Annotated in this window: 11 protein-coding genes; 4 read left to right on the top strand and 7 right to left on the bottom strand. The window is 37.6% G+C overall.

All coding sequences use genetic code 11. From position 1 onward, the window contains the following. Positions 1-63 precede the first annotated feature (63 nt). The 3 genes from H3T44_RS00555 to H3T44_RS00565 all read left to right on the top strand — a co-directional run bounded on the left by H3T44_RS00555 (position 64) and on the right by H3T44_RS00565 (position 2,685). Positions 64-1,092, top strand: a complete 1,029-nt coding sequence (locus H3T44_RS00555; protein ID WP_198195541.1) for an isocitrate/isopropylmalate dehydrogenase family protein — start codon at positions 64-66, stop codon at positions 1,090-1,092. A 159-nt stretch (positions 1,093-1,251) separates the two neighbouring features. Further along, on the top strand, positions 1,252-1,587 hold the full coding sequence (locus tag H3T44_RS00560; RefSeq protein WP_110438064.1) for a DoxX family protein: 336 nt from the start codon (positions 1,252-1,254) through the stop codon (positions 1,585-1,587). Positions 1,588-1,668: 81 nt separating this feature from the next. Then, positions 1,669-2,685 carry a HoxN/HupN/NixA family nickel/cobalt transporter gene (locus H3T44_RS00565; protein WP_198185290.1) on the top strand — a complete coding sequence of 339 codons (1,017 nt, stop codon included), beginning with the start codon at positions 1,669-1,671 and terminating at the stop codon, positions 2,683-2,685. A gap of 6 nt (positions 2,686-2,691) precedes the next feature. Here the strand turns inward: H3T44_RS00565 and H3T44_RS00570 are convergent, their stop codons facing one another. Further along, complete coding sequence (locus tag H3T44_RS00570; protein ID WP_198195543.1) at positions 2,692-3,156, bottom strand: hypothetical protein; 465 nt, start codon at positions 3,154-3,156, stop codon at positions 2,692-2,694. A gap of 29 nt (positions 3,157-3,185) precedes the next feature. Beyond that, complete coding sequence (locus H3T44_RS00575; RefSeq protein ID WP_232347464.1) at positions 3,186-3,857, bottom strand: glycine zipper domain-containing protein; 672 nt, start codon at positions 3,855-3,857, stop codon at positions 3,186-3,188. A 277-nt stretch (positions 3,858-4,134) separates the two neighbouring features. Here H3T44_RS00575 and H3T44_RS00580 point away from each other — a divergent pair, with 277 nt between their 5' ends. Beyond that, on the top strand, positions 4,135-5,658 hold the full coding sequence (locus H3T44_RS00580; RefSeq protein WP_198195545.1) for a carboxylesterase/lipase family protein: 1,524 nt from the start codon (positions 4,135-4,137) through the stop codon (positions 5,656-5,658). A gap of 63 nt (positions 5,659-5,721) precedes the next feature. Here the strand turns inward: H3T44_RS00580 and H3T44_RS00585 are convergent, their stop codons facing one another. Genes H3T44_RS00585 through H3T44_RS00605 form a run of 5 tightly spaced genes read right to left on the bottom strand, consistent with a single transcriptional unit; the run spans position 5,722 to position 12,406 of the window. After that, positions 5,722-7,296 carry an SUMF1/EgtB/PvdO family nonheme iron enzyme gene (locus H3T44_RS00585; RefSeq protein WP_198195552.1) on the bottom strand — a complete coding sequence of 525 codons (1,575 nt, stop codon included), beginning with the start codon at positions 7,294-7,296 and terminating at the stop codon, positions 5,722-5,724. Further along, on the bottom strand, positions 7,293-8,519 hold the full coding sequence (locus H3T44_RS00590) for an ABC transporter permease (protein ID WP_198195554.1): 1,227 nt from the start codon (positions 8,517-8,519) through the stop codon (positions 7,293-7,295). The genes H3T44_RS00585 and H3T44_RS00590 overlap by 4 nt, the downstream gene beginning before the upstream one ends. Continuing rightward, the gene (locus tag H3T44_RS00595) at positions 8,512-9,222 is read right to left on the bottom strand and encodes an ABC transporter ATP-binding protein (protein ID WP_198195556.1); all 711 of its coding nucleotides are present in this window, start codon (positions 9,220-9,222) and stop codon (positions 8,512-8,514) included. Before H3T44_RS00595 ends, H3T44_RS00590 begins: the two co-directional genes overlap by 8 nt. Further along, positions 9,222-11,174 (bottom strand): vWA domain-containing protein, encoded by a 1,953-nt coding sequence (locus H3T44_RS00600; RefSeq protein WP_370552712.1) that lies wholly within the window; start codon positions 11,172-11,174, stop codon positions 9,222-9,224. The genes H3T44_RS00595 and H3T44_RS00600 overlap by 1 nt, the downstream gene beginning before the upstream one ends. Further along, entirely contained in the window at positions 11,171-12,406 is a 1,236-nt protein-coding gene (locus H3T44_RS00605; RefSeq protein ID WP_198195557.1) for a sel1 repeat family protein, read from the bottom strand. The genes H3T44_RS00600 and H3T44_RS00605 overlap by 4 nt, the downstream gene beginning before the upstream one ends.

The raw sequence follows: 12,406 nt of genomic DNA on the forward strand, positions 1-12,406 counted from the left end.
ATAAAAAATATATGAAATTAACATAGATTTAATTTTTATTTAGAATCATTCAAAGGTACAATCATGTCAAATCTATCTCTAATTCCAGCCACCCTTATCCCAGGCGATGGTATAGGTCCCGAAATTGTTGGTGCAACTATCGAAATTCTCGATGCCATTCAGGCACCATTCAAATGGGACAGACAACTTGCGGGCATGGCTGGCGTGGATGCATCAGGCGATCCATTACCTCAGTCAACAATCGAGAGTATTCACAAAACTGGCCTGGTATTGAAAGGACCCCTGACAACACCTGTAGGTAAAGGTTACCGTTCAATCAATGTTACCCTACGCAGGGAATTCGGACTTTATGCAAATGTTCGTCCCACCAAAACTCTTATTCAGGGTGGCAGATTTGATAATATTGACATTGTTGTAGTACGTGAAAATCTCGAAGGTTTTTATGCTGCCATGGAAAATCATATCCCTGTTGATAATGATCTGAAAGCTATCGCCACATGTGCAGGTTACACCTCACGTAAAGAATGCCGGAGAATTGTTAAATTTGCCTTTGATTATGCAGTGCAAAACAATCGTAAAAAGGTTACACTTGTTCACAAGGCCAATATTCTTAAAGAATTATGCGGTCTGTTTCTTGAAGAGGGTCGCAAGGTTGCCAAGGAATACGAAGGCAAAATTGCCTGTGAGGAACGTATTGTTGATGCCTGTTCGATGGAACTGGTTATAAAACCCGAAACCTACGATGTAATCGTTACAACCAATCTCTTCGGGGATATTTTATCAGACCTGACATCAGGTTTAACAGGTGGGCTGGGTCTTGCACCAGGCGCTAATATCGGTGAAAAAGCGGCAATGTTTGAGGCTGTTCATGGTTCCGCTCCAGATATAGCAGGTAAAAACTGCGCCAATCCTATCGCTGTGTTGAGAGCCGCAGCCTTAATGCTGAAACATGTTAAACGTGATGATCTTGCAAAAAGAATTGATAAGGCAATTCATAAGGTTGTTGTCGAGGATAAAATCAGAACCCGTGACCTGGGAGGTAATGTAACGACAAAAGAAATTACGGCGGCATTAAAACAAGCTGTAGCTTAATTTATCATAATCTTCGATTTATATAGATTTTCTTACAGGCATTTTGTAAAATATATTTACAGTTTTAAATAAGTTCATTTCAAATTTATTTACTTAATTTCTTGGAATGGTAATTGTTACACTTATTTACAAAATATTCATATTTAGGAGATTATAATTATGGCTAAATGTTGCAAAAAAATCTTTAAAACCCTTGTTGGTTTGGGATTTGCTGCATGTGGAACAAGCAAGGTTTTAGGCGCTAGCATCCAAGAAAAAAGATTTTCTGAAATGAATTGGTCTCAAACCAATATGAAAATAGTTGGTGGCCTTGAAGTTGCTGGGGCATCAATGCTTTTATGCAAAAAAACCTCTAAATTGGGCGCTCTTACCCTATTGGCAGCTGCAACATGCATGTTTGCTGCAGGTCTGAAACATAAAAGAAAACAGGATCTCGCTCTTGATGGCGTTGGTATCTTTGCCGCTCTCTCGCTTTTACGGTGTAAAAAAAATTAAAATCTGAATCTTAATGCCCCTTTTATTTAAGGTTAAATTACTTTAATAAAAGGGGCTTTAATGTATATCTCAAGGATTTTGATGCGAATTTCTCCTAAACGTCCGATAAAATCAGTCATTTCCATTTATTTTTTCTTGATACTTGCAAATATACTTGCATGGATTTGGGCGCTGAAATCATTTTACCAATCACCACTTCTTCTCAACACAGCATTTTTGGCTTGGGTATTCGGTTTACGTCATGCAGTGGATGCAGACCACATTGCTGCCATTGATAATGTTGTCAGACAATTTACCCAACATAAAAAACCTTCCCTTGCCACTGGATTATGGTTTGCTCTTGGTCATTCAAGTATAGTTATTCTTTTTTGTCTGCTCGTTGCAGTTTTTGCCAATCGGTTCAAAACACAAATTGATGAATTCCAATTAATTGGTGGCACCCTAGCGACTTTGGTATCCGGCAGTTTCTTGTTGATCATAGCATTTATCAATTTTTTTATATTTTTGAAAATTTGGAAAATATTCAAAGATTTTCGTGCAAATAAATCCTATTCAATCGAGGATATGGATAATATACTCGCTTCAAGAGGATTTTTATCGAGAATTTTAAAACCCGCCTTTCGCATGGTGTCCAAGGAATGGCATATGTTACCATTGGGTTTTCTTTTCGGTTTGGGATTCGATACCGCAACCGAGATCGGTTTATTGGGAATTGCCGCCATACAGGCAGCTAAAGGCATGGCCACGTGGGATATTATGGTTTTTCCGCTTTTATTTACTTGCGGAATGACCTTGATTGACACTACAGACAGTATTGTTATGACAGGTGCCTATAATTGGGCATTTAAAGAACCACTAAGGAAATTATGGTACAATCTAACCATGACTGGCCTTTCAATTTTTATAGCAACAGTCATTGGTGGGATTGAGATACTAGGATTGTTACAGGAAAAATTCAAGCTTTCCGGATTTTTTTGGGATCAAGTTCAAGAATTACAAGAAAATCTAGGGTCGGCAGGTTTCATAATTATCAGTATATTTATACTCTGCTGGATCTCATCCTTTACAATATTTCATAAATTTAGGAAAGCTACCTAATTTTCATTACATTTTACCCAAGATTGCTGACAGAGCATTTAGATCCTGTTGTGAAGGATCATCATTTACCCTGGATCTTCTTGCATTGTAATTATCCAGCAATTTTTGTTTCTGATTTAACTGCTGTTGCGTCAAACTATGATTCGCTCGAGCATCCTGCAATTTTTTCCGTACAGCCCAAGCCTGATTATCTATTTGAGTCAATTGATTGCGTCTTTGTTCTAACCTGGACTGCAATTCAATGGATTGTGAATGAGCCTGAGCCGCATTCTGTTGCTGGTTTACCGCATTTTGCTGTTCATATTGCAATTGATTATTCAAATTCTGGGAGCGTTTATTATAACCATTACCAACAGAACATCCCAATCCGCTAAAAAAATTGGTTTTATCAGGATCACAACTTTGAGGATTGGAACAGTTTGTCAATATCATGAATGAAGTTAAGGGTATGATAAATTGATAGAATTTCATTAATAAATCCTTTTGAAAATTTATTTTAATCAACCTGCAGGTTGATTGTTCATGCCATTCACTAGAATATTTTCAGCATATTTTAAACGGCTAACTGCTGCATCTGTTGATTGTGCTTCCTGCTCAAAACGATTATCATGAGCTATCTGAGCGTATTGGTGCATTTGTTCACTTTGTTTAGAATAATAATTTATCTTATTGTTTAATTGGGCTTTTTGATTATTAAAATGAGATAATTGTTGTTTATATTGTCTAACAGTAATTTTTTTTGACGCTATCTGTTTATTAAGGTTTGCCAGTTGTCTCTGTAACTGAGCAACCTGCAGCGATGCCTGTTGCGCGTCATTACTTGCATTCAAAGCTATCTGATGAGCAGCGGCAATTTGTTTGTTTAATTGATCTTCCTGTAACTGCTGATTTTCTGTACGATGTGCAACAGCATATCCAGCACCGGTTCCCAATGCCGCTCCACTTAATGAACCAATCAAAGCCCCCTTACCATGACCAGCCAAACCTCCCACCAAAGCCCCAAGAGCTGCACCGCTCAATGCTCCTGTCCCAAGCGTTTGATTGAATTGGGAATTTCTTTGCATTTGTCGATTTTGTTCGGGAGATAGATTTGGATTATAGGCAGGTGTACACGCCATTAATGAAAAACAGGAACAGCCAATAATAATTTTAGTAAAATAGGATCTGGACATACGTTACCTTAATATTTTATTAAATACAAATAATCTAAACCAAATGGGTTCATGATCCAATCCTTTAATAAATTTTGGAATCACGATAATTGTTGTAAGGTGATAATTATATCATAAAAGAGATATTTATTTATACTATTTGAGTTAACTGACCTATAAACATTCAGATTTGTTCATTTCATATAAAAGTACAATACGCATGTATGAATACCCTTTTTTAAAAAAAGTAATATTTCAATTTTTTCTCACATTTTTATCATCTTTGGCACTTATTACAATGACTTCAGCATCAACATCACATCCTTTTATTGAATTAAATAATCAAGGAAAACTTCAGGGATATTTTGATAACCAACTAGCTATTTTCAAAGGGATTCCATATGCCACGCCTCCTGTTCGTTCATTCAGGTGGTTTCCCCCACAGCCTGTTCAGCCTTGGCAGGGAATCAAAACAACCACTGAATATGGACCAAATTGCAGTCAGTATCCCAATCGATGGGATAAGAAAGAAACCTTTCCTATAACAAGCGAGGATTGCTTATATCTTAATATCTGGATGCCAAAATCCTTTTTTGAAAAAAACGAAACCCAAAAAAAATATCCTGTAATGGTCTGGATTCATGGCGGTGGTTTTGTGTCCGGCGGAAGTAATCAGGAAATCTTCGATGGCAGTTCAATGGCAAATGAAGGGGTTATAGTTGTCACTTTCAATTATAGACTTGGACGTTTTGGTTTTTTTGCACGTCCGGACTTGCAGCAAGAAAATGAGGAGAACAAATGGGCAAACTATGGAATTATGGACCAAATTGCAGCTTTACAATGGGTACAGAAAAATATTTCCTCTTTTGGGGGGGATAGCGATAATATCACCTTATTTGGCGAATCTGCCGGCGGCGCCTCAATTATATCCCTAATGACCATTTCAGAGGCAAAAGGTTTATTTAATAAGGCCATTATTCAATCTGGAACAGGGCATTCACGCTTTTTCTCACCCAGAACCATTAATGACGCAGAAAAAACAGGCCTAAATTTCGCAAAAAAAAATAATATCCAAAACGATGAATATGCTTTGGAAAATTTACGTAAGCTACCTGCTGAAACCATTGTCGATAAATTGAATTTAGATGATCTACAACCTGACTATTTTTCAGGATTGGTTATTGATGGTATCATGTTGAAGCAATCCCTTGATAGTGCTTTTGAAAAAGGTGATTTTTACCCTGTTCCTACATTAATCGGTGATACGAGTGGTGATGGTTTTATGATTAACCAATCCGGTTTGAAAGATTTGGCAGAAAAGCTGGGAATGAATATAAAGGATCTCAATAAAATTTATAATCCGGATGGAAAACTATCCGAAACCAGAATTTTGCATCAATTTATGGCCGATATTCAAATTCTTGAACCGACCCGGTTATTGACACAACAAATTGCCAGTAAAAATGTTCCTGTCTATCGCTATCGTTTTTCCTATATTACCAGTTCGGCCCGTCCTTATACTTCCTATGGGGCACCACATGCATCAGAATTACCCTATGTTTTTGGAACGTTGAACAAAGTATACTCATCCTTGACACCTCAAGACAATGCCATGTCAGAAGCAATAAAAAAATACTGGGTCAATTTTGCAAAATATTCAAAACCTAAAGTAGACGGATTATCGGAATTTTCCGAATTTAAAATTCATCCTGATAAATTACTCAATTTTTCAACAACCGGTATCAAATTTGAAACTGATCCATTTCAATCGAGATTGGATTATATTGAAAATGCATTAAAAAATAAAAAAAAACCTGACTAAGAGATCAAATCCGTATTGTCTTATAATTCTTTCTCGAGGTCTGTAAAATTAAATTTATAGACTTCAATTATTGTTTTTATTATTGATGTTCACAGAATCTCTTGCCTGATTTGACTGAATATTTTTCATATCTTGCAGCACATATACATTTGTCCACTTACTCTTTGGTAAAGAGAGCAATACCTGTATTCGATTGGCAAAAAACGCCAGATTATTGAGTTTTCTAGCTTTATATGCTGTTTCAATCATGGTGAATTGTTTTTTTCTATCAATAATCGATGATGAATCTGCTATTTTACGGATAGTTTCCAAATACCCGTCAATTGAATTATTTAAGATTTGTTTATGATTGATAATATTTGATTTTATATCGTTTTTTTGTTTTTGGCTCAACATATTCAAAAGCGATAATTCCTTTTCCAAAATCAATATTGTATGTTGATTCTCCCAAATATTTAATGCCAAAGCGGATGCCGCTTCAATTTGGGCACGCATGGTTGCCGCCAAGAAATCATTACGAGCTCTGGCATCCTGATCCAGTTGTGTTGATATCTGTTCAAGCCCAGCCTTTAAGGATGCCTCTGTTGTCTGTTTCTTAAGCTTATCAATCAGCTGATGCGTATTGGCTGTCACTTTTTGGGATTTTTGCAATAATTGATCAAACTCAGATGAAGCCTGATTGGTTTCTTGCAGGCTACCCAATGTAGGTGCGGAAATAACAACTCTAAAACCCATGGTTGCGAGATGTGTCGGTTGATTGGTATTTTGGTCATACAAAGGGATCTCCTCACGTAATGCCGTATTGAGATCCGATGGATTAAATGTATAATTTCCACCTTTTACTATTATTCCACCTGTTAATCCATGCTGACGTCCCACACGATTCAAATGATAATAATCCTGCATCATTTGCCCCACTTCTCCCAACATATCATATAACCCCAAAGGATTTGGTTTCATGCTACCTACCGTTTGAACCTGACCATTTGCCAGTTCCGAACCAGCCATAACATATTCTTCAATTCCTTCTGGCATTGGCCATGTTGGTGCAAGAAAATCCGTTTCGCTAACCTTGTTGCCTCCCTGAGCAGCATAATACCATTCCGCTTCTGTAGGTAAACGGATATAACCATATTTATTACCACGTTTTGGCAATGAATTTTTAGCATGTTGCAATAGCCAAACAGACCAATTTTCCGCAAAATTTTGAGCCTCAAACCATGAAATATTATTGACTGCTTTCTGTCCTGACTGATCGGGTTGTTTACATGAATCCTGATCTAGAATGGCATCATATTGATTTCTTGTAACGTCATATTTCCCAATATAATAGAAATTACTTCCATTCACCCTGCTAGAAAATGGTGCTGCAAGCTGCGCTTGCCTTATATAATCGCTATAACCTTGCTGGGTTTCAGATTGTCCTATCTGAATTGGTAAATCATCCAAAACTCCACCTTCTGTCGGCACTTCAACCTTACGAAAAACCATTTTACCTCCACAAGGCAATGGCAAGACAAAATCATCCTTCATTGGATGGATATCTATAAATTTACTTGGCCATGATGCGTTTATTGCTTTTGAAATAGTAGGAAAAAATCCAATACCAAGTCCAATAATCAAAACAATTTGTTTCATAAAGCAATTACCCCTTCCCATGGCTGTATTTTGGCTGCTCTCTTTCCCGATAAAAAACTGATTATTAAACTTGCCCCAAAGGTTAAACAGATAGTTGCCAAAATCAATTCCTTATTCAACAAAAATAAAACATGATTTTGTGGTAGAATATTTTTAAATAAATGATTGATCAGTTCTCCTGCTCCTATCGCGGCAACGAACGAAATCGCCAGACCGCAAAATGCAAGAATAAAAGATTGAAAAAGTGGAAAAAAAATTAAATCCAATGAACAAAACCCAGAATAGCGCAATAAAGCCAGAGATCTGTGTTTACGTTCGGTATTTGCCCAAAGGCCAGATCCCAATGAAATACATAAACCGCCCCCTCCTAATGACGCAATTAAGATGAAAAGATATTGCAAGCGTTGTGTTAACGATAATAATCCAGAAACATCTCCTGCTCTTGATATGATATCTATATTGTTATTACGTAGATTCCTGTCTAATTTTGGCACATCAGTCAAATTTTTGGCATATAACCGGAAACCAGAATACACGATATTTGGCGGTATTTTGAAATTATTAACTTGAACGGGCCAGTTTTCAATACCATCCTGATAGGTTTCAACTGCAACAGCCAATGACAAGGATACAAAGGCGCAATCCTTATCTGTAACGGAGGGTGGCAATACAGATACGACTTTCAAAGGAAAATTTACTTGCTGTTTAGTATTATGATATATTCTTTCAAGAATGGCATTTACTTGGTCTCCCTCATGAATATGCAAATAGCTGGCCGCTGAGGCTGATAAAAAAATTGCATCATTTTTTTGCATAAAAGCAGAAATATTACCTAACAAGGGGTCACCTTTGGCTGAAGGTACTAACATGATATGCCTGCCATCACCATTATTCTTGTCAGCCATATTTTCCATAAACAAACTTGCTGCCAATGTACGGGTTCGAGGGATGATAAATGCAATATCGTTATTTGAATTAATGTTCTTTATATCACCAAGGGAAAAACTACGATTGGATATTGTGACTATTTCCCTGACATGAGGATCTTCAAGCAATGATTGCCTAATACTGGTTAATACACCACTTCTTAATCCAGCAATGACAATTAAAGGGGCCAAAACCGCGACAATGCCCAGAATATGGCATAATGATAAAATTGGTTCATTTTTCAAGTCTTTCCAGGCAAGTTTAGCGGATAAAAATAAATGCAGATTTTTATGCATGGATCCGTAACCGAGTTATTTTCGTTTCATTGTCAATATAACACGCCATCTCCTTTAGACCATATTGTAACGCCCTTTTAACATCATGTGAGGTCATGATTAAAACGGATCCAGCCTCTGTTACTGTCTCAACCAATAAATGTAAAATTTCGTCGGCTAGAGTGGGATGAACAGAAGCCGTGGGTTCATCCGCCAAAACAATCATGGGTCTATTGATTAATGCTCTTGCAACAGCCACCCTTTGACGCTGGCCAACAGATACCTGACATGGCTTTTTAGATAAAATTGGTCCAATTTCAAGAAAGGTAATCAACTGATCAAACCAGATTTTGTTCTTTTTTCCAATAATCGATAAGGGTAGAGTTATATTTTCCTTTACAGTTATAAAAGGAATTAGGCCCGCTGTTTGCGGAACAAAACCAAAATATGCTGACCTTAAATAAGCCAATTGATCCCGTCTGTAATTATTCCATAATTTTAAAATATCATTTTGTTCAAAATAGAAATTACGTCCTTTTGTCGGTTTCAAGGATAAGGATAACATTCCCAATATCGTACTTTTACCACATCCTGAAGGACCGGAAATGATTATACGATCACCATGTTTAATTTCTGCATGATCAATATTGATTTTGATTCCGTCAGAAAATTCATATGCAACATTATCAAGAAAAATAAAGGGATTTCCCGAAAATTCTCTCATCAAGGCAAGGCTTCCAAGGGAACAGGATAAACCGCATCACCAGGATCTTTGCTTCCAGTTAACTGTACCCAAAGATCAGGATGAGACTCATATTCCTGATAAAGTCGTAAACGGCTTTCAACATTATTCAGAACTGTTCTCTGCGCAATTGCTCCCATTGCAAGCCAATCCTGTTCCGAAATGTTCATGATATCCGACTTATAAGGTAAACCTTGCAAATATTCTCCCAGTAATCCGCCAATATTTTTAGATTGGGAAATTTTTTGCGGATCACGGGCTGCTGTTGCAAAAGCTGAACGAAGTTGGGTAAAAAACGTCTGTGGTTCGGTTCTTCCCGCTAATCCTGTTTTCAAGATGATCTGTAAGGATTGGGCTAAATCTGACAACTGGTTTTTGGTTAAGAGAACACGTACTTCAATGGCCTTTTTAACTGGATTAGTCAAATCCCGATCTGTTGTATAACTTGAAATCACATCAGGAACGGAAGTATTTTCCTCCTTACCCATATAGGCAAGACGCATAGCCTGGCTGACAACTTTGATTTGATCCTCTGCTTTTTTAGATTGAGCATTTTTCTTTGACGGATTCAATCCTGCTATAGGTCTACCTGTTGTATCCGCCACCTGTTGCAATAATGCCATTGTGAGGGTCTGAATCACTTCTGAAAAAGCCTCTGGTGTCCCCCCCCTAACAGGAAAATATAAGGATCCAGCCGTACCAAACTGACTTAGCTTTCTATATTGGCTTGCGGCCCTGGTATGATTATTGATTTTCTGACCTGCAGGCGTTAATAAATGAACAACAAATACAGCAACACCTTTTGATTCAGCAAGCTGTTTGATTTCTTCAATTCCCAGTTTAGTTATACTGTGAGGATCATTTGCCTCCCTTGCACCTGCATCCGTCACCAGAATAATATATTTACCAGCTGATTGATTCCAGTCAATTTCATCAAGTGCGGTTTTAATTCCAGCGATAGCATCCTCGTCAAAAGACTTTGACGAAACTTTTGCATCATGAACAGAAGCTATGGCATTGTTAACACTATCCACAGGTTGCTTGAAATCAGGTCTTGCAAAAACCTTTGTTTCATATTCCAGTGACGGATTATCTTTTAAACTGTCCCGAAAGGCAACCAATCCAAAACGAAAATTATTTTTAACCGCTGTATTTTTTATTGAATTAATCAATGATTTAACCGCTGCCTGAGTTTGTTCAATATAGGGTTCCATACTTACAGTCGTATCCATAACAAACACCAAACTGGCCTTGAAATTCCTCAAATTCGCTGGCGATGAATCAGGTTTATTTTTTTGTGACGGAGCGGAAACAACATGAAGCAAACGTAATGGAGGACCACTTGGACGATCTATCTGCTGGGCATCAAGAATTGGCAACAAATAGAAATTATGAGTGATATCTACATATGTTTCAGGTTCCATGGCTATCACCGGGCCAGGATTACCGGCCAGCGCATTTTTTGCTAATTCCTTGGCTTTATCCCCACCAGATTGATCCAGCAATATCTGTTTTTCATCCTGCTCATTTTTCATGAACAATGAACGCTCTCGTCCAGCCGGATTGGTAAAGGCACCAACCATTGTATGCGCCCAGTTAATTACTTTATCAGCTGGCACCCATCCTACAATATGACCCTGGGTATCGCTTCCAACCTGCAACCAATCTTCATTTCCCTGTGTATCTTTCTGACGTTTATAAACATAAAAAACCTTAAAGCCCTCAATCGGTTTCGCATTCTGATTTGAGGGTGAATCTGATAAGACAACACCAGGTCTAGTTATGATTTTTTGATAAAGATTATGTTTTCCTTCCATAAGCAATGGTGTGGAGGATGGGGAAACAGCAGGATCAGCAAAAATAACTGAGGAACTTTCTATTGCTGAAAAATACAATAGCGAAAGAATTAATGATTTATTCAGAATTTTTCTCACTGCCAAAAATCCTTTAACGTAAGACGAGCCATTTCATCCCCAGTTTCAGCTTTTTTACTTAACCAGTCGTACAATGCCTGACGTGGGGCAACAACTTCTCGAGAGCCTTTTTGGGCAGCCATCTGGAAATATCGTGCCGCTTCACGCATATCAGGACTGGGAATGGGACCATCCACCTTGAAATTTACAGGACTGTAAAGTAAACCCAACTTGACCATTGCTTCACTTTCCCCCTTGGATGCTGCATTTTCCAGTAACAAAATTCCATCATCAGCCTGCTTATTTTCTAACCGCCTTTCCCCCTCTTTAGTAATAGCCAATGTGCTGGGTGCTTTGCTAAGAACATCCTGTAGTGGCATTACTTCCAAATTTTCCGCCTTGTTTTGGGAATTGGATTTGGTTGATTCAGGAAAAGATTGCTTCTGGGAATTTTCAGATTGTTTTCCATCATCATTATTCTTTTTATCATTACTCTGTTTTATTACAGGTTTGTTTTCTATAGTTTTTTCCTTAACAGAAGGATTTTTATTGGGAACATGATGTTTTTTTATATAAATTCCTGTTCCAATGCTGAATAACGACAAAAGACCCAAACCTGATCCTAAAATTATCCAGGGTAGTTTGCTTCTGGTCTTGTTTGATTCTCCATGCAGATTTTCACTATTCAATAAATCCTCTTTCTGTGGAAAAACGGAGCGTTTCTTTTGTATCTCTGGATTTATAACCGGTAAATCAGGTTTGTTTTCATTCTGATTAACTCGATTATTTTCAGTATCCATTACAACAGTTTCTATATCCGGTTCAGCTCCCGATTGATCCAGGGAAACAGTGGGGTCTTCTTGTTGCCCATTTATTTTATTAACTATTTCTAAATTTTCTTTCTCTTTCCCGGGACTGCTGACATCATCTATTTTTTTATTTTCAACAACTTTTCTGGAAACACTTCGTTTGCCGATAATGGGAGGCCAGATTACGGTTTGGACAAGATCCAGTTCCGGAACCTTGATCTGGCATGGGCTCCCCGCCTCCAGTAAATCACATAAACGGTCAGCTTCAATAAATAAAACTAGATCATTTCCTTGTTGTTCCTGACGTATAACCTTTTGAACAGGAATTGAGGGAAATTGTGGAAACGTAATATTAAAATTCTGTCCCTTCAAATCTGCCTTACTTATTACGGTAATAGCGGCTTCACCTGGTCCTGATGCTGAAATTTTTAATACCGAATTCAT

Origin of the sequence: Commensalibacter sp. M0355, assembly GCF_016101365.1 — a bacterium.
Taxonomy (GTDB): domain Bacteria; phylum Pseudomonadota; class Alphaproteobacteria; order Acetobacterales; family Acetobacteraceae; genus Commensalibacter; species Commensalibacter melissae.